Source organism: Pseudoclavibacter sp. VKM Ac-2867, from assembly GCF_015351275.1.
Taxonomy (GTDB): Bacteria; Actinomycetota; Actinomycetes; order Actinomycetales; family Microbacteriaceae; genus Pseudoclavibacter.
Window position 1 is genome coordinate 49,450 of sequence record NZ_JADKSL010000001.1, and the last position, 21,546, is coordinate 70,995.

Sequence of the window (21,546 nt, forward strand, 5' to 3'; positions counted from 1 at the left end):
CTTCGTGGAGTGCGGCCGATGGATGGGGTGCATCCGGCCGCGAAGTCGTCATTGACTTGGGGGTCGCACGGGTTCGGGAACCGGTGCTTCCGGTGCCGCGTCTGGGCGGCGTGTGTCGTCGAGCTTGCAGCAGTCGACGCCAAGCGTAGGGGCAGCGACCCTGTTGTCGCTGCCCCTCCCTGCTAGGAGGCGACCGTCACGCGGTCGAGCCCGGCGATGGCGAACGCCTCGGCGATCTCGCGGTCCGCGCCGTCGGCGAGGGGCAGCAGCGGGGTGCGGACCGTGGCGTGGTCGAGGATGCCGCGGTGCACGAGGCCCCACTTCAGCGCGACGGTTCCCTCCATGTGGGAGCCGCGGTGGTAGACGTTCTTCGTGACGGGCAGGAGGCGCTCGTGGATCTCGTGCGCCCTGTCGTAGTCGTGTGCCTTCCCCGCCTCGATGAGCTCGACGAGCGCCTCAGGGGCGATGTTGCCGTAGCCGACGAGCAGGCCGTCGACGTCGAACATGGTCGGGAGCAGGTACTCGTCGTGGCAGGAGAGGATCTGCAGCTCCGGGTACGCGGCGCGCAGCGCCGGGATCTCCGTGTACCACCGGCGCATGTTGCGCACGCCGTTCTTCGTCGCGAACACGCCCTCCTGCCCGGCGATCTCGAGCTGGGTGTCGAGGTTGTAGCTGGCCTTGGTGTTGTCGGGGTACTGGAAGAGGATCAGCGGCAGTCCGCTCTCCTCGTAGATGTCGCGGTAGCGCGTCTGCGGGGCGCCGTCCTGGTAGCCGAAGCGCAGCCACCCGTGGGACGGGTAGACGAGGCCGGCGGATGCACCCGCATCCACTGCCCGCTTCGCTTCCTCGGCGGCGACGGCGTTGCCCTCCTGGGTGATGCCGGCGACGATCGGGATGCGCGAGTCGACCGATTCGCGGAAGGCGGTGATGACCTTCGCCTGCTCGGACTGGGTGAGGAAGGTGCCTTCGCCGGCGTGGCCGAGGACGACGAGGCTCTTGACGCCGTCGACGGAGCCGAGCCAGGAGCCGAGGCGCTGGATGGCGTCGTAGTCGACGGCTCCATCCTCGGTGAAGGGGGTGACGGGGGCGGGGGAGAGGCCGCGGAGGTCGATCGACATCTTGTCTTCCTTTGCTCATCGTTGAGGTGGTGGGTCCTGCTCGCCGCTGCTCTTTCGAGATAATGCAAACGTTTGCAGGAACGATTGCAAGTCTTCATGCAAACGTTCCCGATGTCAAGGGTGGAGTCTGGAGATTCCTGCCGGACGGGCGTCGAGGGGCGGGATACACTCCTCCGCATGAGGCGAAACGACAGTGCCGTTGCCCCCGGAGCGGGCGAGCGACGAGTCGTGACCCTCAAGGAAGTCGCAGCCGAGGCCGGCGTCAGCATCTCCACCGTGAGCCGCATCCTGGACGAGCGCACCGCGCAGTCCCAGTCGGCGACCGCAGTGCGTGTCCGTGAGGTCGCGAACGAGCTCGGCTACCGGCGCAACGTCTTCGCATCCCAGCTCCGCCGCGGCTCGACGAGCACGATCGGCGTGCTCGTACCGCGCCTCAGCGACACCGTCATGGCGCTCATGTACGAGGCCATCGAGCGTGCCGCTGCCGCCAGGGGCTACGTCGCCGTCGTCGCCACCACGGGGGACGACGCCGAGGGTGAGCAGCGCGCGGCCCAGGTGCTGCTCGACCGCAACGTGGACGCGCTCATCATCGCCTCGTCACGCCGCGTCGACAGCTTTCCCCAGTCATTGCAGGAGTCGGGCATTCCGCTCGCCCTCGTGCTGCGCACCGACGGCGTCAGCCCCTCATCGCTGGGTGACGACGAGGTAGGCGGCTACCTCGCCGTGCGCCACCTCGTCGACCTCGGCCACCGCGACATCGCGCTCGTGACGGGTCCCGACTTCACCTCGAGTGCGCGTGACCGCCTGGCCGGCGCCCTGCGGGCGGCGCGCGAGGCCGGCATCGAGATCCCGCCGCATCGCATCGCGGGCGACGGCTTCCGCATCGAGCACGGTGCGGCCGCGGCCGAGCGCATCCTCGCCGCGACCGAGACGCCCCCGACCGCGATCTTCGCCGCCAATGACAACCTCGCGCTCGGGGTCATGGCGGCCTCGCACCGCCACGGCCTGCAGATCGGCACCGACCTCGCGCTCGTCGGCTACAACGACGTCCCCCTCGCCGAGGCGCTGCCTGTTCCGCTGACCTCCGTGCGCACATCGTTCGACCAGATCGCCACGACGGCGCTCGAGCTGCTGCTGACGCCCGGGATCGGGTCCGTCATCCGGCGCGCGATGCCGACGCTCATTCCGCGCGCATCCAGCTGCCCGCCCCCGCAGCGCTGAGTCGCGGCGGCTGGCGGGACGCGGTGCGCTCGCGGCAGTCCTGACCAACATGAGTGCAATATGCAGTAGATCTGGCGCGTGATGCCCGCGTTGGCCCGATATTGCACGAATGCTGGTCACCCCCTGCACTCAGATGGCCCGCTGTCCGCTCGTGACCCGCGTGACCAACTTCCGTGATGGATGCACGTCAGCCTCGCCCGAGGGATCCGCCTGACGCGTTTCGTCCCGGAAGCTGGTCGGGCGGGAGGAGGCTAGTCGTCGAGCAGGTCGAGGAGGGTGCGGATGATCTCCTCGCGTTCCTCGTCGCTCGGCAGGAGCTTCGCGGCCTCCGGCAGGCTCTCGCGTGACTCGGTGACAAACGAGCTCGAGTGGTAGAGGCCGTCGCCGAGGAGCTTGGTCATGTGGGCGACGAGGGGGCTGCCGGTCGATTCGAGGATCGCGTCGTGCCAGGAGCGTTCGAGCTCGAGGATGGCGCGCGTCGCGCTCTGGTTGCCGTTGCGGGACAGGTTCATCGCGGCGAGCCAGGCAGTGTCAAGCTCGTCGCCGACGGAGCTGCTCATCTCGATGAAGTGCCGGACGGTCGACGCCGCGTCGCCCTGGAGCTGTTCTGCGCTCGCGCGGGCCATGCCGGTGAAGCGCTCGATGAGGGCGTCCGCCAGTGCCTCCTTGGAGGGGAAGTGGTAGATGAGCCCGCCCTTGGAGACGCCGGCGATGCGGGCGACTGCGTCGAGCGTGGTCGCGGCGACACCCACGGTGGTCAGCGACTCCTCGTAGGCGTCCAGGATCCGGTCTCTAGCTGAACTCATGGCCGCCATCCTACAGTTGCCAACTGTACCGTCTGGTCGGTATAGTCCTCTTTCATGACCACACTGATCGAACAGCGCGCGGGCCGGAAGGAATGGCTCGGCCTCGCGGTGCTGATGCTCCCCGTCCTCCTCGTGTCGATCGACAACACGGTCCTGAGCTTCGCCCTCCCGTACATCGCCCTCGACCTCCAGCCGAGCGCCGCGATGCAGCTCTGGATCATCGACATCTACCCGCTTGTCCTCGCGGGTCTGCTCGTCACGATGGGCTCCTTCGGCGACCGCATCGGCCGCCGCAAGCTGCTCCTCATCGGCTCGACGGGCTTCGCGCTCGTCTCCGTGCTCGCAGCCTTCTCCGTCTCCGCCGAGATGCTGCTCATCTCGCGACTCCTCCTCGGCTTCTTCGGCGCCATGATCATGCCCTGCACGCTTTCGCTGCTGCGCGGCATGTTCCACGACCGCGCCCAGCGCCGCCTCGCCATCGCCGTCTGGGCGACGGGCTTCTCTGCGGGCACGGCCATCGGCCCGATCGTCGGCGGCGTGCTCCTCGAGCACTTCCACTGGGGCTCCGTCTTCCTCATCGCCGTCCCGTTCCTCCTGCCGCTTCTGATCTTCGCGCCGCTGCTCGTCACCGAGTCGCGCGACCCGAACCCGGGCCCCATCGACGTTCCCGCGATCCTGCTCTCCATGGCGGCCCTCGCGCCCATCGTCTTCGCGATCAAGCACACGGCGACCGACGGCATCGACCTCATCTCGGTCGGTGCGCTCCTCATCGGCGTCCTCTCCGGATGGCTGTTCGTGCGTCGCCTGCTGAAGCAGGAGAACCCGATCCTCGACATGCGCCTCTTCGCGGTGCCCGCGTTCACGGGCTCCGTGCTCGTGAACCTCGTGAGCGTCGTCGCGCTGGTCGGGCTCCTCTTCTTCCTGTCGCAGCACCTGCAGCTCATCCTCGGCCTCACGCCCCTGCAGGCTGGCCTCATGCTGCTCCCCGGAACCGTCACGATGATCGTCGCCGGGCTCCTCATCGTGCGCGTCGTGCGCCGCGTGAAGGTGCACATCGCCATGGCGTTCGGCCTGGGACTCGCGTTCCTCGCCTACCTCTCGCTGGCGATCACGGGCGGCTCAGCCCCGTTGTGGATGCTCGTCGCGGCATTCACGCTCCTCGCGGCTGGCATCGCGATCGCCGAGACGCTCTCCAACGACGTCATCATCGCGAGTGTCCCGCCCGCCAAGGCGGGGGCGGCGTCCGCCGTCTCGGAGACGGCCTACGAGGTGGGCGCGGTGCTCGGCACGAGCGTCCTCGGCGGCGTGCTCACGGCGAGCTACCGCTCCGGGATGGTCGTCCCGGAGGGGGCGACGGCCGAGCAGGCGCATGCCGCCCGCGAGACCCTCGCCGGTGCCGTGAACGTCTCGAACGAGCTCGAGGCCGGCGGCATGACCGCGCAGGCGCAGACACTCCTCGACTCGGCGTTCCACGCGTTCGACGCCGGCAGCACCGTCACGTCGGCCGTCGGGGCCGTGCTCATGGTGGGCGCGATCATCCTCGCGCTGCGCATGGTCGGCAAGGCCACGGCCTAGCCGACGGCGCGCGCTGCGGCGTCCTCGTCCGGTCTCCGAAATCGCGCAAGCCACCCGGACCCGGTACTGTCGCTGTCGAGCCGTCTTCCAACGCAGGAATCCGCTTCTGCACTGAACTCGTTTCCGTGGGGTGGGCTACTCGACCGTGATGGCTGTTTGCGAGATTTGCCACACCCAGAGGAGAGCGAACGCATGAAGATCGGACTGCTGACCAGCGGCGGCGACTGCCCCGGACTCAACGCTGTCATTCGCGGCAGCGTGCTCCACGGCATCAAGACCTACGACAACGAGTTCGTGGGCTTCCGCGACGGCTGGCGTGGTGTCACCGAGGGCGACATCATGGATCTCCCTCGCACCAAGGTCCGCGGCCTCGCGAAGCAGGGTGGCACGATCCTTGGCACGTCCCGCACCAACCCCTTCGACGGGCCGAACGGCGGCCCCGAGAACATCGCCGTGATGCTCGAGCGTCACTCGGTGGATGCGCTCATCGCGATCGGCGGAGAGGGCACCCTCGCGGGAGCCAAGCGCCTCGCTGACGCCGGCATCCCCGTCGTCGGCGTGCCGAAGACGATCGACAACGACCTCCAGGCCACCGACTACACGTTCGGCTTCGACACGGCCGTGCAGATCGCGACCGACGCCATGGACCGCCTCCGCACGACTGGCGAGTCGCACCACCGCGTCATGGTCGCCGAGGTCATGGGTCGCAACGTCGGATGGATCGCCCTGCACTCGGGAATGGCCGCTGGCGCTCACGCCGTGCTCATCCCGGAGCAGAAGGTGCCCATGACGCAGGTCGCCGAGTGGGTCTCCGAGGTCCACCAGCGTGGGCGTTCCCCGCTTGTCGTCGTCGCCGAGGGCTTCATCCCCGAGGGTATGGACGACGTGCTGTCGCAGGGCACCGAGGTCTCCGGGCGTCCGCTGCTTGGCGGCGTCGGCGACTACGTGACCGCTGAGCTCGAGAAGCTGACGGGCATCGAGACCCGCAACACGACGCTCGGCCACATCCAGCGCGGCGGGGCTCCGACCGGGTTCGACCGCGTGCTCGCGACCCGCTTCGGCCAGTACGCCGTCGACATGGTCAACGCGAAGCAGTGGGGCAACATGGTCGCCCTGCGCGGAACCGAGATGCAGACGGTTGCCTTCGAGGAGGCGCTCGACGGCCTCAAGACCGTGCCGCAGGACCGCTGGGACCAGGCGAAGATCTTCTTCGGCCGCTAGGCCAGAGGCCCCCGGGCCGAGACGAGCGAAGAGGGCGGATGCGCGTGCATCCGCCCTCTTCGTGTCGTTTGGGTGTTGGGAGCCGTCTGCTTCCGACGGTCGAGTGGGCCTAGTGGGCGCCGGTCGGGCCGACGAGGGCGCCGCTGAGGGAGCCCGTGAGGATGACCACGGCCAGGACGATGACGGCCGCGCTCATGGTGATGGGGCGGTCGACGAACCAGCGCACGATGCGCTGCAGCGAGAAGCCCTTCGACGGGGCCTCGCGCCAGCCGCCCTCGAGCGCACCGCGCCGCTCTGCCCACCAGTCGTAGAGGAGCGTCGCGAACGGCGGGATGGCGGCGAACCAGCCGAGCCCGAACATCCACCACGGCCAGCGCTGGTTGATGCCGACGAACGCCGTGACGACGAGGTAGACCATGAACATGGCGCCGTGCAGTGAGCCGCCGACCGACACGAGGACGTCGGTGGTCTGCGTCACGTACTTCAGGAACATGCCCGTGAGCAGCAGGGCCCACGTGATGGCCTCGCCGATCGACACGGCGCGCAGGAGGACCCGCGGGGTGAGTCGCCGGTCGTCGGCGGTGGTCTCGTGCGAGGGCACCTGGGTCTGCGTCATCGGCTGCGCTGCGCTCTCCGTCTGCGACAAGGTCTAGACGCGCGCGAGCAGCGCCTCGACGGCGCTGCGGAAGATCGGGAGCCCATCGAGGCCCGAGGCCATGTGGGTTGCCGTGTCCGGACCGAAGCCGAGCTCGACCGCGTGCTCGGGGTGCGGCATGAGGCCGACGACGTTTCCGCGCTCGTTCGTGAGACCGGCGATGTCGTTGCGGGAGCCGTTCGGGTTGACGTCGACGTAGCGGAACGCGACCTGGCCCTCGCCCTCGATGCGCGCGAGGGTCTCGTCGTCGGCGATGAAGCCGCCCTCGCCGTTCTTCAGCGGGATCGTGATCTCCGCGCTCTTCTCGTACGCGTTGGTCCAGACGGTGTCGTTGTTCTCGACGCGCAGCACCTGATCACGGCAGACGAACTTGCCATGGTCGTTGCGGATGAGCCCGCCTGGCAGGAGGTGCGCCTCGGTGAGCATCTGGAAGCCGTTGCAGATGCCGAGCACGGGCAGGCCCGCGTTGGCGGCCGTGATGACCTCGGCCATGATCGGCGAGTGGCTCGCGATCGCGCCGGCGCGGAGGTAGTCGCCGTAGCTGAACCCGCCCGGGAGGATGATGGCGTCGACGCCGTGCAGGTCGTGCTCACCGTGCCAGAGCGCGACGGCCTCGCCGCCTGCAAGGCGAACGGCGCGCTGGGCGTCGCGGTCGTCGAGCGAGCCGGGGAAGGTGATGACGCCGATGCGGGGGCTCATGAAGCCGAGCCTTTCGACTGCACCTCGGCGGCGATGACCGATGCGAGGGAGTCCTCGGTCTCGACCGCGGCGGCGTCGTCGAGCTCGTCGGCGTCTTCCGGCGTCTCGGTGCCGTCGGGAAGCACGTCGATGGAGATGACGTCCTCGATGACTCCGTTGGCGAGGAGCTCATCGGCGACCTGCGAGATCTCCTCCATGAGCTCGGCCGTGACCTCGCGGTCGGTGGTGATCTCGAAGCGCTTGCCGACGCGCACGTCGTGCAGGTGGTCCTTGCCGAGGCGCGAGAGTGCGCCCGCGACGGCCTTGCCCTGCGGGTCGAGAAGTTCCTGCTTCGGCATGACGATGACGACGATCTTGGGCATCGGGAGCGGCTCCGATTCGATGGAGGAAAGAGACGCCCCCAGCTTACCGTCAGGCGCGGATGCGCGAGGCTCGTCCACAATGTCGGTGCACACGCATAGCCTTGTCACATCTTCGCGACGGCGGGCACCTCCGCCGGTCGCCTCACCGACCTTCTGGGAGCATCCATGAGCGACAAGCTCAAGCGCCTCTTCGGCCGCGACAAGCCAGCGGCTCGCCCTGCGCTGCCGGCCCCCTCCGCATCTTCCGTGGCCGCCCAGCTGGCGGCGCAGTCCGCCGGGTCGGTCGAGCACCTCGAGGCCCCCGCCCGAGACGAGGTCATGGTCGGCGGCAGCGCCGTGCAGGCGTACGCGCCCGACGACGGCGAGGGTCGCGGGCGCCGCCCGACGAGCGTCGGCGTCATGTGGACCGACCAGCTCGGCCGAGTCGCCACCCGCGCGCTGCAGGGGCTGGTCATCGTTGCGGCCGCGACACTGCTGATCTTCGCGGGGCTGCAGGTCACGATCGTCGTCATCCCGGTGTTGCTGGCGCTCATCGTGTCCGCCGCCGCGTGGCCCATCATCAAGTTCCTCACGTCCAAGAAGTGGCCGCCGGCCTTGGCGACCGTCACGGTGCTGCTGGCTATCATCGTCTTCCTCGGCGGCGCACTCACGACGGTCGTGCTGCTCGTGCGGAACCAGTGGTCCGAGCTCTCCGAGCAGGCCGTCCAGGGGTTCAACCAGGCCATCGAGTGGGCTAACAACACGCTGCCGTTCACGATCAACCAAGACCAGATCAACGAGTGGATCGGGCAGGCTCAGGACTTCATCTTCACGAGCCAGTTCGGCAACGCCGCCGCGAGCGGCCTCACCGCCGGCATCTCCGGCGTGACCACGTTCATCACGAGCGGCGTGCTCTTCGTCGTCATCCTCTTCTTCTTCATGAAGGACGGCCCGCTCATCTGGGGCTTCCTCACGAAGCCGCTCAAGGGCGCCAACCAGCGCCGCGCGCGCCTCATGGGGTCCCGTGCGGTGGAGGTCATGGGCGGCTACGTGCGCGGCACGGTTATCGTCGCGCTCGTGGATGCGGTGTTCATCGGCATCGGGCTCGCCATCGTCGGGGTGCCCCTGGCCTTCCCGCTCGCTGTCCTCGTCTTCATCCTCGCCTTCATCCCGATCGTGGGAGCGACGCTCGCGGGTATCCTTGCGGCGCTCGTCGCACTCGTCACGAACGGACTCGTCCCGGCCGTCGTCGTCGTCGGAATCGTCGTGCTCGTCAACCAGCTCGAGGGCAACTTCCTCCAGCCGGTCGTGCTCGGCAAGTCGCTCAAGCTGCACGAGCTCGTCGTCCTCATCGCGCTGACCGTCGGCACGATCCTGGGAGGCATCATCGGCACGCTGCTCGCGGTGCCGGTCGCCGCCGTCAGCTGGGCGCTCATCCGCGCCTGGTACGAGCCCCTCGAGAAGCTGCAGGAAGACGAGGCGGTTCCCGACGACATGCGCACGCGGCTGCCGTGGCGCAAGGGCCTCGGCGAAGAAGACGCCGCTGTCGGCGCCGCTACCGACGCCAAGGGCTCGAACACCGACGCCTGATGTGGAGCCAGCTCACCCGGGGGATCCGGAGCAAGGGGATGCTCGCCGAGCTCAGCTCGGCGGGCATCGCGGTGGCGGTTCTCGTCGGCGTCTGGACGCTGTACACGATCGCCGACATCACGCAGTTCCCCTACGACGGCTCCGCATGGGCCTACGCGGGCATGGGGGCTCCCGCGCTCCTCGGCATCTGGCTGATCGTCGAGCTCCTCAGCCTTCCTGACACCCCGGACCGCCCGCTGCTCGGGCGCTTCATGGTTCGAACGATGGTGGTCGGGCCGGTGCTCTTCACGGCCGCCTGGCTGCTCGGTTCGCTGCTCCTGCTCGTGCTGACGCTGACTGGCGGCATCGTCCCGGAGCTCAACGAGACGGAATCGCCGGTCGCCGAGCTGCTGCTCAACGCCTTCCTCACCTGGCTGGTCGGGTTCGCCGCCGTGCTCTGCGGGGCGCTTGTCGGCCTCGTGTTCGTGGTACTTCCGGTCCTGTCCTGGCGTGATCCCGCGCGGGCGGCGTCGATCAACGCCGAGCCAGCGCCGAAGGGAAGCCTCGCCAGGGCCCGGCTCGAGCGGATGACCTTCGCGGGCATGCTCATGCTGATCTTCCTCGCCCCGTCGCTGTGGGTGTCTGGCGAGAGCAACGCTCGCGGAAGGAACGCCGTCGAGGCGTTCCAGAACACCTGGCTCGCGATCGTCGACTTCGAACCTTCCTGGTGGGACCGCTACCTGTGGGACGTGCTCTGGGTGCTCGGAATGCTCAGCGCCCTCCTGCTCGTCGCGTCCGTCGTCGCAGTCGTGGTCATGCGGAAGCCGCAGAAGAGCACGTCGCCGAAGGGGCGCGCCGCCGACCGTGGTGGCGAATAGCGGCCCCTGCACACCTGCACGTAGGCGGGCTCCTGCTCCCCGGCTGCGACAAGCGGGCCTCTGGCGCATCCAAAACCTGTTGTGATAATGTCAGGACATATGCGGCAGGTGGGTATCGGCCGACACGGACTCGAAGGCGAGCATCCACGTCGGTGATGGCCCGCGAGGCCTGACGCCTCGGACCTCGGGGTGTGCGGCCGCCGCGGCACCGGCGAACCCGGCCATCCGCCACCGATGAGGAGATCAGCATGACCCTGCTCGACACAGCGCCGTCCAGTGACAACGGCACTCCAGCCACGAAGCTCGCACCCCTCGCCTGGGCGGCGCAGAACACGAAGACCGCACTCTGGAACGACTCCGCAGACCCCGAGGAGCTCACGAGGTCCATCGAGTTCGGCGCGGTCGGCGCCACCTGCAACCCCGTCATCGCCTTCGCGGCCATCAAGAAGCGCCCTGACGTCTGGGGCCCGCGCATCAAGGAGATCGCGGCGCTGAACCCCACCTGGGGCGAGTCGGAGATCGGCTGGCAGGCCGTGCGCGACCTCTCGATCAACGCCGCCCTCCTCCTCGAGCCGGAGTTCGAGCGCAGCGGAGGCCGCAACGGCCGCCTCTCCATCCAGACCGACCCGCGCCTGCACCGCGACGCGGCTGCCCTCGCCGACCAGGCCGAGGAGTTCTCGAAGCTCGCGAAGAACATCATCGTGAAGATACCCGCCACGAAGACGGGAATCGAGGCCATGGAGGAAGCGGCCTACCGCGGCGTCAGCATCAACGCGACCCTCAGCTTCACCGTGCCGCAGGCTGTCGCGGTCGGTGCTGCCCTCGAGCGTGCCCTCGAGCGCCGAGCCGCCGACGGTCTCCCCGAGCAGGAGTTCGGGCACGTCGTCACCATCATGGGTGGGCGCCTCGATGACTGGCTCAAGAAGTGGACGACCGCCAATCGCATCCTCGTCACTCCGGGCATCCTCGAGTGGGCAGGTGTCGCGGCGCTCAAGCGAGCGCACGCCGTGTTCCAGGAGCGCGGCTACCGCAGCCGCGTGCTCTCGGCGGCGTTCCGCAACCAGCTCCAGTGGTCGGAACTCGTGGGCGGAGACCTCGTCGTCTCGCCGCCGTTCGACTGGCAGGCGCGCATCAACGAGAACGACATCCCCGTCGCGGATCGCATCGGCGTCCCCGTGGAAGCCGGGATCCTCGAGGAGCTGAACACCCTCAGTGAGTTCCGCCGGGCCTACGAGGTTGAGGGCATGACTCCTGAGGAGTTCCAGGACTTCGGCGCGGCACGCAACACGCTCCGCCAGTTCCTCGACGCGGATGCGCAGCTCGACGCGCTTGTGCGCGACATCCTGGTGCCCGCCGCGTAGCGAGCGCAGGTCTGCCGTATCCGCTTCCTGAACTGAGTTCGGCCGCACCGAGTCGCGAAACCCGGAGCGTGCCGAGCTCATCCCGCCTGCTGCTCAATCAGTGGGACGGCGCAGGGGAGGGGCCGTCGTTTTCTCGCGAGGAAAGCCCAGGCGCCTCCCCTTCTGCGCGCCCCGCGCATGCGCACCCCTGCTTTCGGAGCGCCCCGGATCCGTCTGCCCTCTCCCGCCCCTTCTCCTCCCCAGAACCGCAACAAGAGTGAGGGAGACGCAGGCTTCTCGCCTCGGGCGGGTGCTTCCGGCTGACTCTTGCGCCGGGCGGAGGCTCAGCTCGTGGGTGCGCCGCGCTGGGCGGCCGGCAGCACGACGTTGTCGATGATGCCGATGAGGAAGTCGCGGTCGGGGGAGCGGTGCAGGATGAGCGTTCGGAAGGCGGCCATGGCCGGCGCGATCATGCTCAGGGTCTCGAGGTCGACTTCGGCGGAGATCTCCCCGCGCTCGATCGCCCGCTCGAAGATGGCGCGGTTGGCGGCTGCCCTCGGCGCGACGATGGCCTCGTGGGCTGCCGCGGCCATCTCGGGGTCGCGGGCGATCATCGAGACGACGCCCGTCATGACGTTGAGCTTGCGCTCGGCGTCGCGGATGCTCGGTGGGCGCACCATCGCGACCAGGTCGCCGCGCAGGGAGCCCGTGTCCGGGAGGGCGGCGAGGTCAAGGTCCTTCGACTTCATGCAGGCGACGGCGTCGAGCACGAGGTCTGACTTCGAGGCCCAGCGCCGGTAGAGCGTCGCCTTGCCGGCTTTCGCGCGGGTCGCGACCATGTCGATCGTCATGCCGTCGTAGCCCGTCTCGGCGAGCACATCCAGTGCCGCTTCAAGGATGTCGGTGTCTCGCGTGTGGTCGCGCTTGCGGCCGAGTCTTGGCTTCTTCTCGGCGCTTGCCGGGGACTGGGAGGTCGGTGCCTCGGGTGCGGTCGCCGTTCCTGTCGCCTCGGTCGCCGGTGCTGTGGGGGAGCTGTCGGCGAGGTCAGTCTGCGTCATCGAAACCACCTCTCGTTGTGGTCACAGCCTAGCTCGCGACATTACGAAACTCAAGGTATCCGAAACAGCTCAGTCTCGTATATGGTGAGCCGCATGTCCGAAACCTCAACCCCTGCGACCGACGGTCGCCGCTGGCTCACGCTGATCGTCGTGGGCCTCGCCCAGCTGATGGTGGTCCTCGACGCGACTGTCGTCAACATCGCCCTGCCGTCGGCGCAGGCCGACCTCGACTTCTCCGACGGCCAGCGACAGTGGATCGTCACCGCGTACTCGCTCGCCTTCGGAAGCCTGCTGCTGCTCGGAGGTCGCCTCTCCGACCTCATGGGCCGCAAGCGCACGTTCGTCATCGGCCTGATCGGCTTCGCGATCGCCTCAGCGCTGGGCGGTGCCGCGCCCTCGTTCGAGCTGCTCGTCGCTGCACGAGCACTGCAGGGAGTCTTCGGCGCACTGCTCGCCCCCACCGCCCTCGCCGTGCTCACCACGACCTTCACGATCCCGAAGGAGCGCGCCCGCGCCTTCGGTGTGTTCGGCGCGATCGCCGGTGCAGGCGGAGCCGTCGGCCTGCTCCTGGGTGGCGTGCTCACCGAGGCGTTCGACTGGCGCTGGAATCTCTACATCAACGTCGCCATCGCAGCGGTCGCCCTGGTCGGCGCGGTCATCTACGTTCCCTCCATCTCGCGATCCGGCCCGCGCCCGAAGCTCGACATCCCGGGCACCCTCCTCGTCTCCGGCGGCCTCTTCGGCCTCGTCTACGGCTTCTCGAACGCCGAGACCGACGGCTGGGACTCCCCGCTCACGTGGGGCATGCTCGCAGGCGCCGTGGTGCTTCTCGCGGCGTTCGTGCTCTGGCAGACGCGTGCCGGGCATCCGCTGCTGCCGCTCTTCATCGTCCGCGACCGCAACCGAGGTGCCGCCTACCTGTCGGTCATGATCGCCGGTGCTGGCATGTTCGGGATCTTCCTCTTCGTCACGTACTACCTGCAGCTCACGCTCGGCTACTCGCCGATCCAGACCGGTCTCGCGTTCCTGCCAATGATCGGGATGCTCGTGCTCGCGGCTCAGCTCGGCACGAACCTGCTGGTGCCGCGCTTCGGTCCGAAGGTGCTCGTCCCGATCGGCATGTCGCTCGGCGCGAGCGGCATGGTGTGGCTCACGTTCCTGGATGCGTCGAGCACGTATGCGGGGCACGTCATGCCGCCGCTCATGCTCATCGGGTTCGCGATGGGCACGATCATGCCGGCGTCGATGCAGACGGCGACGCTCGGCGTCGACCGCCAGTTCGCGGGCGTCGCGTCGGCCATGGTCAACACGAGCCAGCAGGTGGGCGGGTCGATCGGCACGGCCCTGCTGAACACGCTTGCCGCGACCGCCGCCGCCGACTACCTCGTCGAGCACGGGCCCGCAGCGGTCGGCGACTCGATGATCGCGAGCTACGCGGCCGCCTACTGGTGGGGTGCAGGCTTCTTCGCGGTCGGGGCCGTGGTCTCCGCGCTGCTGTTCCGCCGCCGCGGTCAGGGCGCATCCCTCAGCCAGGAACCGGCGGAGGTGGGGGCAGCTCCCGTACTCGCGCACTAGGAGTGTGCCGGGCTGCGCCCCCCTACTGCTGCGGGGCCTCCACGTCGACGAGCCGCACCTTGCCGACGACGGGCGCATCCAGTTCGAGTCCCTCGGCCTCCCGTACGGCCTTCTTGATGGGCAGGATGTAGGTGGCGTCGCTCGGGAAGATCGAGGTGCGCCACGTGGATCCGCCGACGGTCGCCTCGACCCGCACCGAGCCGAAGCCGTGCGTGAAGCGCTCCGTGGCCGCGGCGATCTTGTCGGAGGCGTCCTCGCTGAGGCTCACGAACGTCCACAGCTCGCGCCGCTTCTCCCAGCGCCACAGCGGATTCGAGAACGAGAACTCCATGCGTCCATGATCGCGCACGGGGCGGCTCGCGGCGAGCCCTGAGCGGCTCTAGTGCCCGGCGCCCGGCAGCACGTCGCGCATCCGCTGCAGGCGGGTCTCGCTCTCGGCGTTGAGGCCGACGACCTCCACGGAGGCGCCGTGCTTCTCGTACTTCTCGATTACCGCGTCGAGGGCGGCGACCGTCGACGCGTCCCAGACGTGCGCCGCGCTCAGGTCGATGACCACGCGTGCCGGGTCGGCGGCGTAGTCGAACTGCGCGTACAGGTCGTTCGACGAGGCGAAGAACAGCTGCCCCGTCACCGCGTACGAAGCCAGGGTGCTGTCTTCCGAGAGCGTGCGGCGCACCTGCACGACGTGTGCGACGCGGCGCGCGAAGAGCAGCACCGCACACAGCACGCCGGCGCCGACGCCGATCGCGAGGTTGTGGGTCGTGACGGTCGCGACGACCGTCACGAGCATGACGGCGGTCTCGCTCAGGGGCATGCCGCGCAGCGTCGACGGGCGGATCGAGTGCCAGTCGAACGTCGCCCAGCAGACGAAGATCATCACGGCGACGAGCGCGGCCATCGGGATGAGCGCCACCAGGTCGCCGAGCAGCACGACCAGCAGGAGGAGGAAGACGCCGGCGAGGAACGTCGAGATGCGCGTGCGAGCGCCGGACGCCTTCACGTTGATCATCGTCTGCCCGATCATCGCGCAACCGCCCATCCCACCGAAGAAGGCGGTGATGATGTTCGCGGCCCCCTGCCCCCACGCCTCCCGCGTCTTGCTGGAGCGGGTGTCGGTGATGTCGTCGACGAGCTTCGCCGTCATGAGCGACTCGAGCAGGCCGACGAACGCCATCGCGAGCGCGAAGGGGAACAGCAGCTGGAGTGTCTCGAAGGTGAGGGGCACATCCGGGATGAAGAATCCGGGCAGCGTGCTCGGCAGCTCTCCCTTGTCGCCAACGGTCGGCACGGTGACCGACGCGAGCACCGTGATGAGCGTGAGCACGACGATGGCGACGAGCGGGGCCGGTACGGCGGTCGTCAGCCGCGGCAGGCCGAACACGATGACGAGCGCGAGCGCGGTGAGCGGATACACGAGCCACGGCACCCCGAGCAGCTCCGGCACTTGCGCCAGGAACACGAGGATCGCGAGCGCGTTGACGAAGCCGACCATCACCTGGCGCGGGATGTAGCGCATGAGCTTCGCCACCCCGAGCACTGCGAGGAGCACCTGCAGGACCCCCGCGAGGAGGACTGCGGCGATGAGGTAGTCGAGGCCGTGCGAGGCCATGAGGGGCGCGATCACGAGGGCGACGGCGCCCGTCGCCGCGGAGATCATGGCGGGCCTGCCGCCGAGGATCGCGATGGAGACCGCCATCGTGAAGGAGGCGAAGAGGCCGACCCGAGGATCGACGCCCGCGATGACCGAGAAGGCGATCGCCTCGGGGATGAGCGCGAGAGCCACGACCAGTCCACCGAGCACCTCGACTTTGAGGAGGCGCGGCGACCGCAGGGTGCGGAGCACCGACTGGCGTTGCTCGGGGGAGAGCGAGGCCGGGGCCGCCGAAGCTGCAGCGGGCGCGGAGGCGTGGGAGGAGGTCACGGCGGAGTTCCAGTCTCGAGGGGAGGAGTGCGAAGGGAACGGCCGGTGCGGGCACACGCGGATGCGCGTGCGGGATTCCAGGAGGGAGTCCGGGTCGTCAAGCCCAGCGGAGGGCGGCAGTGCGTGCGCCGCCGACGGCGATTCTACGACGAGACGAGCAGGCGCCCAAGGCGGAGCTGCGTTCCAGGGGCGTCGGACGGACCTAGGCGGGCCTAGGCGCGGACGCCCAGGCGGTCGAAGAGCTCCGCGTAGCGCGCCTGCGTGCGCTCGATGACCTCGGCGGGAAGCTCGGGCGGCTGCCCCTGCTTGTCCCAATTCGCGGAGAGCCAGTCGCGAACGATCTGCTTGTCGAACGACGACAGGCGCTGCTTCAGCGGCAGGCTCTCATCGGCGTAGAGCGTCGCATCCCAGTATCGGGACGAGTCGCTCGTGAGTACCTCATCGCCGATCGTGATCTCACCGTTGGCTGGGTTGCGCCCGAACTCGAACTTCGTGTCGGCCAGAATCACTCCGCGATCCTCGGCGATGGCCGATGCCTCTCGGAAGATGCGCAGCGAGAGATCGCGCAGCGCGACGGCGTCGTCGAGGCCGACGAGCTCGATCATCCTCTCGAAGCTGATGTTCTCATCGTGCTCACCCTGGGGCGCCTTGTACGCGGGGGTGAAGATCGGCGTCGGCAGCCGGTCGCCGTCCTCGAGGCCAAGCGGCAGCTGGATGCCGCACACGGTGCCGTGCTCGCGATACTCGAGGAGTCCGGAGCCGGTCAGGTAGCCGCGCACGACGCACTCGACGGGGAACATCTCGAGGCGCACGACACGCATGGAGCGTGCCGCGGTGTCGGCCGGCAACGCGGTGCCCCACCCGGACGGCTCGCGGAGGTGGTTCGGCACGTCGATGCGATCGAACCACCAACGGCTCAGCGCCGTCAGGCGTGCGCCCTTGCCGGGGATGCCGGGGGAGAGGATGTGGTCGAACGCGCTCACGCGGTCGCTCGCGACGACCAGCAGTACGCGGTTGTCGTCGGCGGTCTCGTACACCTCACGGACCTTGCCGGACGACACATGCGACCAGCCCTCGAGGGCTGGAGCGTTGGCGGCGTCGGTCACGACTGCTGCTCGCGGGCGGCGAGCTCCGCGATATCCGCGCGGTACTGGGCACCGTCGATGTGGATGCGCGACAGGCCCTGGTAGGCGAACGCGCGGGCCTCGGCGATCGTCGCTCCGGTTCCGACGACGTTGAGGATGCGGCCGCCGCTCGTCACGAGGGTGTCGTCGTCGCGCTGCGTGGTCGCCGCCTGCAGCACCTTCACGTTCGGCTCGGCCAGTGCATCCGGAACCCCGGCGATGGTGCGGCCCGACTGCACGTCCTCCGGGTAGCCCTCGCTCGCGAGCACGATCGTGACCGCCGCGTTGTCGGCGATCGCGAGCTCCTCGGGCAGGTGCCCGAGGGTGCCGGTCGCGGACGCGTAGAGGAGCTCGGAGAGCGGCTGGTCGAGACGCTCGAGCACGGCCTGCGTCTCGGGGTCGCCGAAGCGAGCGTTGAACTCGATGACGCGGATGCCCGCGCTCGTGACGATGAGCCCGCAGTAGAGGAGCCCGGCGAACGGGGTGCCGGCGGCGCGCATCTCGTCGACGACCGGCTTCGCGACCTGGTCGACGACGAGCTTCGAGAAGGCGCGCTCTCCGCCGAAGCGCTCGTTGAGGAACGGGACGGGAGTGTATGCGCCCATGCCGCCGGTGTTCGGCCCCTCGTCACCGGCGAGGAGGCGCTTGAAGTCCTGGGCAGGCGGGAGCGCCCGCACGTTGACGCCATCGGAGAAGACGAACTGCGAGACCTCCTGGCCGTCGAGGAACTCCTCGACGAGCACGGGCCCGGCTGCGAGCCAGTGCTCGGCGTGGACAAGCGCGTCCTCGCGACTCTCGGTCACCATGACGCCCTTGCCCGAGGCGAGGCCGTCGGCCTTCACGACGTATGGCGCACCGAACTCGTCGATGGCGGCGGCCACCTCGTCGAGCGTCTCCGCGAGGCGCGCGCCACCGGTGGGGACACCGGAGCGGGACATGACGTCCTTCGCGAACGTCTTCGAGCCCTCGATCGTCGCGGCGGCCTTCGACGGGCCGAAGACGGGGATGCCGGCCTCGCGCAGGGCGTCGGCGACACCCGCGACGAGTGGGGCCTCAGGTCCGATGACGACGAGGTCGAAGTTCTCGTCCTTGGCGAAGTCGGTGACAAGCGACGGGTTATTCACGTCGAGCCGAATCACCTCAGACTCAGCGGCGATGCCGGGGTTGCCCGGGGCCGTGACGATCGAGTGTGCGCGCTCGCTGTGGAGGGCGGCAACAATTGCGTGCTCGCGGGCACCGGATCCGAGGACGAGAATTCTCACCGCACCAGCCTAACCGGGGACGACGGCTCGTGCCGCCGCGTGAACGCAGATGACCGCACGACGACACCTGGCCGCCACGGACGGCACCGCGTTCGCACCCTGCGCGCCTGTCCTGTCGCACAATGGGGGTGTGCCGAAACCCCGAATCGCCGACGCCGCAGGGCTCGGAGCCATCACCGCCTGGAGCGAAGCCCGCGCCGCGGGTCGCCCAACGCTCCGCGCCGACGCCGCGATGGCCGTCCGCTACACCCTGCAGGCTCTCGAAGACCGTGCCCCGGGCGCGAGCGTCGAGGTGCGGGTGCCGCCGTTCGGCGCCGTGCAGTGTGTGGAGGGCCCAGGCCACACCCGCGGCACGCCGCCGAACGTCATCGAGCTCGACGTCGACACCTGGCTCGAGCTCGCAACTGGCCGCGCGAGCTGGCAGGAGGCGTTCGAGGCGAACCGGGTGCGCGCATCCGGAACCCGCGCCGACGTCTCTCCCTGGCTGCCGCTCGTGCGCCGCTGACGAGCGCGTCCCGCCTGCACGGTCTGCCAGCCCTGCTCGCTGGAGCTCCCGGCGCTCCATCGGAGTCTGCGAACGCTCCCCGCGAACTGCGCGACAATGGATGCATGCTCCGCGAGAACGAACCCACTCAGTCGCGCCCCGAAGACGGCGCCGACACCATGGCAGGCCGCGAGGTCGACGCCGGACGCGAGTTCGAGGGCTACGACGCTGAACTCGCCGAGTTCGAGGAGCAGGACGAGGACGTGGACGACGGCGTTCGGGAGACGGCGGCGAGGGTGCACCACGTCCCTCGCATGAGCAGCTTCCTCGTGCTCGGTGCGATCGTCGGCGTCGTCCTGGTGACGATCCTCACCTTCGCGTTCCCGCCCAACGAGGTGTTCTCCCGCATCCAGGTGTTCGCGTTCCTCCTCGCATTCACGGTGCCCGTCACGCTCGCGCTCGGCGGCATCGCCGGGTACATCGCCGGCCGCGTGTCCGCGAAGCGCTCGGTCGACGCGCGCTTGATCCGCGCAGACGAGCTCGAGAACCGCTCCTAGCGCACCAGCGGTAGGCGGGCCATCGTCAGTCGTCGAGGCCCCTTGCGTGCAAGGCGTCGGACATGGCGTCGGCACGACGCAGCGCCCTGACGACGAGCGGCACGGCGAAAGCCCGCGGGCTGCCGCGACGGCCCCGCGCGTACTGTGCCTGCCTCGCGGTCTCGGCGAGCTCGGCGACGAGGGGCACCGCACGCACACCGAGGGCGAGCTGCAGGGCGACGCGGTCTGGGTTCACGCCCACTCGACGCAGCGGCCCGAGCAGCCAGACGATGGCGTCGATCATGTCCGTGGTGCGGGTCGTGAGGCTCACGAGTGTCGCCGCGAGCACCAGAGCGATGATCGAGCCGACGACGCCGACGGCCCGAGACAGGTCGGCGGTCCACCACTGGAAGGCGAAGATGCCGAGCAGGAAGATCCAGGTCGGGCGCACGCCGCGCCACGCGTATCGAGGGCCAAGGCGCGCCGCCGCGAAGCCGAGCGCCGAGACCGCGACGGCGATGCCGGCGGAGAGCGGTGAGCCGAGCGCGAGCACGGCCGCCCCGGCGGCCGTGAGCGCGAGCAGCTTCAAGCCGGCCGGCAGGCGATGGATGACGGAGCCGCCCGGCACGTAGACGGCCAGTGCTGTTCCGCGGTCAGCCACGAGCCGTCGCCGTCGCCGTCGCCGTAGCCGTCGCCGTCGCGGTCGCGGGAAGGGGAGTCACAGGCCGCCCTCGAGGGAGACAGCAACGCGATAGGCGGAAACCGCATCCCGTGGCGGACCGTCGAAGTGGAGGCGCCCCTCGTGCACCACGAGCACGCGGTCGAAGCCCTCCAAGATCTCGAGATCGTGCGTCACGAGGACCACCTGCTGGGGGAGCGTGGCGATGCGCGCCGCGATCGCGCGCGAGTTGCGCAGATCGAGGAGCGTCGTCGGCTCGTCGAGCACGAGGATGCTCGGCTCGGTCACGAGCACGGCCGCGAGGGCGAGCAGCTGCTTCTGCCCTCCGGAGAGCAGATGCGCTGGATGGTCGGCGCGGTCGGCGAGACCGACCTGCTCGAGCGCCGCAGCCGTGCGTGCGGCGATCTCCGCCCTGCTCAGACCGCGCCGACCGAGCCCGAAGGCGACATCCTCGCCCACGGTCGGCATGATGATCTGCGAGTCGGGGTCGGTGAAGCAGAACCCCACCCGTCGCCGCACCTCCCTGCCGGCGCGCCTCGTGTCGAAGCCCTCGACCGAGACGGTCCCGCTCGAGGGCAGCAGCAGCCCGTTGAGCAGTCGCGCGAGGCTCGACTTCCCCGAGCCGTTCGCACCGATGACGCCGATCCGCTGCTCGCCGAGTGTCACCGAGATGCCGTCGAGCACGGAGCGACGCTGCGCGCCTTCGCCGAAGCTCACGCTGACGTGGCGCAGCTCGATCATGCGCGGCCCCGGCTCAGGAGGCACCCGCGGGGTACGACGACGGCCCCGGCCTCACGCATCCACTGCCGGTGCCGTTGCCTGGTCGGGCGAGGTCGGTCGGTCTCGCGGCCGCCGATCGGGGAGCAGCCCCGGGTAGGCCTTGTGCACACCTCGCGCGATGACCGCCGCGATGACGGCCTTCGCGAGGTCGCCCGGCAGGAAGGCGAGTGCCGACAGCGCCGCGGCCCCGAAGCCGATCTTCGCCACGAGGGCGACGCCGATGATTCCGGGCAGGTAGAGCACGAACACGCCCCCGACGGCCGTCGAGACGATGCCGGGGAGGATGCGGAACGGGCTGCCGAAGCGCTCGACGAGCCAGCCGACCGCGAACGCCGCGATGGGGAAGCCGATGAAGTAGCCGACCGTGGGGCTCGCGAGCACGGCGAGCCCACCGCGGCCGCCCGCGAGAAGCGGGAGCCCGGCGAGCACCAGGACGTCGAAGAGCAGCAGCGCCGAGAAGCCGCGCTTCGAGCCGAGCACGGCGCCGGCGAGCATGACGCCGAGCGTCTGCAGGGTGATCGGCACTCCAGGGCCGGGGATCGTGATGGCCGGCACCACTCCGAGCGCTGCCACGATGCCGGCGAACACGGCGACCTGCGTGAGGTCGCGCGTGCGATTGCGGGGTGCGGGGTGCGCGTCGGTCATGCACGGGACTCTACCGGCGCGCAGACCTGCGCACCGACCCCGTCGCTGCAGTCGAACCG

The 21,546-nt window shown here is 69.4% G+C and carries 22 protein-coding genes; 9 read left to right on the plus strand and 13 right to left on the minus strand.

Going from position 1 to position 21,546, the window contains the following annotated elements; genetic code table 11:
• Positions 1 to 182 precede the first annotated feature (182 nt).
• Positions 183 to 1,118 (minus strand): dihydrodipicolinate synthase family protein, encoded by a 936-nt coding sequence (locus tag ITJ67_RS00215; protein WP_104332182.1) that lies wholly within the window; start codon positions 1,116 to 1,118, stop codon positions 183 to 185.
• Between the two features lie 177 nt (positions 1,119 to 1,295).
• On the opposite strand from ITJ67_RS00215, the gene ITJ67_RS00220 reads away from it, so the two are divergent.
• The gene (locus tag ITJ67_RS00220; RefSeq protein WP_160073854.1) at positions 1,296 to 2,339 is read left to right on the plus strand and encodes a LacI family DNA-binding transcriptional regulator; all 1,044 of its coding nucleotides are present in this window, start codon (positions 1,296 to 1,298) and stop codon (positions 2,337 to 2,339) included.
• Positions 2,340 to 2,590: 251 nt separating this feature from the next.
• Here ITJ67_RS00220 and ITJ67_RS00225 read toward each other — a convergent pair whose 3' ends face one another.
• Positions 2,591 to 3,145 carry a TetR/AcrR family transcriptional regulator gene (locus ITJ67_RS00225; RefSeq protein WP_160073856.1) on the minus strand — a complete coding sequence of 185 codons (555 nt, stop codon included), beginning with the start codon at positions 3,143 to 3,145 and terminating at the stop codon, positions 2,591 to 2,593.
• Positions 3,146 to 3,199: 54 nt separating this feature from the next.
• Between ITJ67_RS00225 and ITJ67_RS00230 the strand changes: the two genes are divergently transcribed.
• Entirely contained in the window at positions 3,200 to 4,720 is a 1,521-nt protein-coding gene (locus tag ITJ67_RS00230; protein WP_160073858.1) for an MFS transporter, read from the plus strand.
• 192 nt (positions 4,721 to 4,912) lie between these two features.
• Positions 4,913 to 5,941, plus strand: coding sequence for an ATP-dependent 6-phosphofructokinase (locus ITJ67_RS00235; RefSeq protein ID WP_160073860.1), 1,029 nt, complete (start codon positions 4,913 to 4,915; stop codon positions 5,939 to 5,941).
• Positions 5,942 to 6,050: 109 nt separating this feature from the next.
• Here ITJ67_RS00235 and ITJ67_RS00240 read toward each other — a convergent pair whose 3' ends face one another.
• Genes ITJ67_RS00240 through purS form a run of 3 tightly spaced genes read right to left on the minus strand, consistent with a single transcriptional unit; the run spans position 6,051 to position 7,657 of the window.
• Entirely contained in the window at positions 6,051 to 6,557 is a 507-nt protein-coding gene (locus tag ITJ67_RS00240; protein ID WP_160073862.1) for a DUF3817 domain-containing protein, read from the minus strand.
• Between the two features lie 33 nt (positions 6,558 to 6,590).
• Complete coding sequence (gene purQ / locus ITJ67_RS00245) at positions 6,591 to 7,295, minus strand: phosphoribosylformylglycinamidine synthase subunit PurQ (RefSeq protein WP_104240145.1); 705 nt, start codon at positions 7,293 to 7,295, stop codon at positions 6,591 to 6,593.
• Positions 7,292 to 7,657 (minus strand): phosphoribosylformylglycinamidine synthase subunit PurS, encoded by a 366-nt coding sequence (purS, locus tag ITJ67_RS00250; protein WP_160073864.1) that lies wholly within the window; start codon positions 7,655 to 7,657, stop codon positions 7,292 to 7,294. The genes purQ and purS overlap by 4 nt, the downstream gene beginning before the upstream one ends.
• Before the next feature lie 165 nt (positions 7,658 to 7,822).
• Here purS and ITJ67_RS00255 point away from each other — a divergent pair, with 165 nt between their 5' ends.
• The 3 genes from ITJ67_RS00255 (at position 7,823) to ITJ67_RS00265 (ending at position 11,444) form a co-directional block, all read left to right on the plus strand.
• The gene (locus tag ITJ67_RS00255) at positions 7,823 to 9,226 is read left to right on the plus strand and encodes an AI-2E family transporter (protein WP_160073866.1); all 1,404 of its coding nucleotides are present in this window, start codon (positions 7,823 to 7,825) and stop codon (positions 9,224 to 9,226) included.
• On the plus strand, positions 9,226 to 10,083 hold the full coding sequence (locus ITJ67_RS00260) for a hypothetical protein (protein WP_194676360.1): 858 nt from the start codon (positions 9,226 to 9,228) through the stop codon (positions 10,081 to 10,083). The genes ITJ67_RS00255 and ITJ67_RS00260 overlap by 1 nt, the downstream gene beginning before the upstream one ends.
• A gap of 248 nt (positions 10,084 to 10,331) precedes the next feature.
• Positions 10,332 to 11,444, plus strand: coding sequence for a transaldolase family protein (locus tag ITJ67_RS00265; protein WP_194676361.1), 1,113 nt, complete (start codon positions 10,332 to 10,334; stop codon positions 11,442 to 11,444).
• 323 nt (positions 11,445 to 11,767) lie between these two features.
• Here the strand turns inward: ITJ67_RS00265 and ITJ67_RS00270 are convergent, their stop codons facing one another.
• Positions 11,768 to 12,481, minus strand: a complete 714-nt coding sequence (locus ITJ67_RS00270) for a TetR/AcrR family transcriptional regulator (protein WP_194676362.1) — start codon at positions 12,479 to 12,481, stop codon at positions 11,768 to 11,770.
• Positions 12,482 to 12,574: 93 nt separating this feature from the next.
• On the opposite strand from ITJ67_RS00270, the gene ITJ67_RS00275 reads away from it, so the two are divergent.
• On the plus strand, positions 12,575 to 14,056 hold the full coding sequence (locus ITJ67_RS00275) for an MFS transporter (RefSeq protein ID WP_228502148.1): 1,482 nt from the start codon (positions 12,575 to 12,577) through the stop codon (positions 14,054 to 14,056).
• Positions 14,057 to 14,078: 22 nt separating this feature from the next.
• Here ITJ67_RS00275 and ITJ67_RS00280 read toward each other — a convergent pair whose 3' ends face one another.
• The 4 genes from ITJ67_RS00280 to purD all read right to left on the minus strand — a co-directional run bounded on the left by ITJ67_RS00280 (position 14,079) and on the right by purD (position 18,363).
• The gene (locus ITJ67_RS00280; RefSeq protein ID WP_194676364.1) at positions 14,079 to 14,387 is read right to left on the minus strand and encodes a DUF1905 domain-containing protein; all 309 of its coding nucleotides are present in this window, start codon (positions 14,385 to 14,387) and stop codon (positions 14,079 to 14,081) included.
• Positions 14,388 to 14,435: 48 nt separating this feature from the next.
• Positions 14,436 to 15,977, minus strand: coding sequence for a SulP family inorganic anion transporter (locus ITJ67_RS00285; protein WP_323741337.1), 1,542 nt, complete (start codon positions 15,975 to 15,977; stop codon positions 14,436 to 14,438).
• Between the two features lie 212 nt (positions 15,978 to 16,189).
• Positions 16,190 to 17,083, minus strand: a complete 894-nt coding sequence (locus ITJ67_RS00290; RefSeq protein ID WP_160073878.1) for a phosphoribosylaminoimidazolesuccinocarboxamide synthase — start codon at positions 17,081 to 17,083, stop codon at positions 16,190 to 16,192.
• On the minus strand, positions 17,080 to 18,363 hold the full coding sequence (gene purD / locus ITJ67_RS00295) for a phosphoribosylamine--glycine ligase (RefSeq protein WP_160073880.1): 1,284 nt from the start codon (positions 18,361 to 18,363) through the stop codon (positions 17,080 to 17,082). Before purD ends, ITJ67_RS00290 begins: the two co-directional genes overlap by 4 nt.
• Positions 18,364 to 18,493: 130 nt before the next feature.
• Between purD and ITJ67_RS19480 the strand changes: the two genes are divergently transcribed.
• Positions 18,494 to 18,868 carry a sterol carrier family protein gene (locus ITJ67_RS19480; protein WP_416362270.1) on the plus strand — a complete coding sequence of 125 codons (375 nt, stop codon included), beginning with the start codon at positions 18,494 to 18,496 and terminating at the stop codon, positions 18,866 to 18,868.
• A gap of 104 nt (positions 18,869 to 18,972) precedes the next feature.
• Positions 18,973 to 19,404: a hypothetical protein gene (locus ITJ67_RS00305; protein ID WP_194676366.1), complete on the plus strand. Its 432-nt coding sequence runs from the start codon at positions 18,973 to 18,975 to the stop codon at positions 19,402 to 19,404.
• Positions 19,405 to 19,429: 25 nt separating this feature from the next.
• On the opposite strand, the gene ITJ67_RS00310 is transcribed toward ITJ67_RS00305, so the two are convergent.
• From ITJ67_RS00310 to ITJ67_RS00320, 3 genes are read right to left on the minus strand one after another with little or no spacing between them, the layout of a single operon-like run.
• On the minus strand, positions 19,430 to 20,044 hold the full coding sequence (locus tag ITJ67_RS00310) for an energy-coupling factor transporter transmembrane component T family protein (protein WP_194676367.1): 615 nt from the start codon (positions 20,042 to 20,044) through the stop codon (positions 19,430 to 19,432).
• Between the two features lie 57 nt (positions 20,045 to 20,101).
• Positions 20,102 to 20,803 carry an energy-coupling factor ABC transporter ATP-binding protein gene (locus tag ITJ67_RS00315; protein WP_194676368.1) on the minus strand — a complete coding sequence of 234 codons (702 nt, stop codon included), beginning with the start codon at positions 20,801 to 20,803 and terminating at the stop codon, positions 20,102 to 20,104.
• Between the two features lie 51 nt (positions 20,804 to 20,854).
• Entirely contained in the window at positions 20,855 to 21,487 is a 633-nt protein-coding gene (locus ITJ67_RS00320; RefSeq protein ID WP_194676369.1) for a biotin transporter BioY, read from the minus strand.
• Positions 21,488 to 21,546 lie beyond the last annotated feature (59 nt).

Coding starts and splice junctions, on each gene's coding strand:
- ITJ67_RS00215 (WP_104332182.1), bottom strand. CDS start 1,118: ATGTCGATCGACCTCCGCGGCCTCTCCCCCGCCCCCGTCACCCCCTTC.
- ITJ67_RS00220 (WP_160073854.1), top strand. CDS start 1,296: ATGAGGCGAAACGACAGTGCCGTTGCCCCCGGAGCGGGCGAGCGACGA.
- ITJ67_RS00225 (WP_160073856.1), bottom strand. CDS start 3,145: ATGAGTTCAGCTAGAGACCGGATCCTGGACGCCTACGAGGAGTCGCTG.
- ITJ67_RS00230 (WP_160073858.1), top strand. CDS start 3,200: ATGACCACACTGATCGAACAGCGCGCGGGCCGGAAGGAATGGCTCGGC.
- ITJ67_RS00235 (WP_160073860.1), top strand. CDS start 4,913: ATGAAGATCGGACTGCTGACCAGCGGCGGCGACTGCCCCGGACTCAAC.
- ITJ67_RS00240 (WP_160073862.1), bottom strand. CDS start 6,557: ATGACGCAGACCCAGGTGCCCTCGCACGAGACCACCGCCGACGACCGG.
- purQ (WP_104240145.1), bottom strand. CDS start 7,295: ATGAGCCCCCGCATCGGCGTCATCACCTTCCCCGGCTCGCTCGACGAC.
- purS (WP_160073864.1), bottom strand. CDS start 7,657: ATGCCCAAGATCGTCGTCATCGTCATGCCGAAGCAGGAACTTCTCGAC.
- ITJ67_RS00255 (WP_160073866.1), top strand. CDS start 7,823: ATGAGCGACAAGCTCAAGCGCCTCTTCGGCCGCGACAAGCCAGCGGCT.
- ITJ67_RS00260 (WP_194676360.1), top strand. CDS start 9,226: ATGTGGAGCCAGCTCACCCGGGGGATCCGGAGCAAGGGGATGCTCGCC.
- ITJ67_RS00265 (WP_194676361.1), top strand. CDS start 10,332: ATGACCCTGCTCGACACAGCGCCGTCCAGTGACAACGGCACTCCAGCC.
- ITJ67_RS00270 (WP_194676362.1), bottom strand. CDS start 12,481: ATGACGCAGACTGACCTCGCCGACAGCTCCCCCACAGCACCGGCGACC.
- ITJ67_RS00275 (WP_228502148.1), top strand. CDS start 12,575: ATGTCCGAAACCTCAACCCCTGCGACCGACGGTCGCCGCTGGCTCACG.
- ITJ67_RS00280 (WP_194676364.1), bottom strand. CDS start 14,387: ATGGAGTTCTCGTTCTCGAATCCGCTGTGGCGCTGGGAGAAGCGGCGC.
- ITJ67_RS00305 (WP_194676366.1), top strand. CDS start 18,973: ATGCTCCGCGAGAACGAACCCACTCAGTCGCGCCCCGAAGACGGCGCC.
- ITJ67_RS00315 (WP_194676368.1), bottom strand. CDS start 20,803: ATGATCGAGCTGCGCCACGTCAGCGTGAGCTTCGGCGAAGGCGCGCAG.
- ITJ67_RS00320 (WP_194676369.1), bottom strand. CDS start 21,487: ATGACCGACGCGCACCCCGCACCCCGCAATCGCACGCGCGACCTCACG.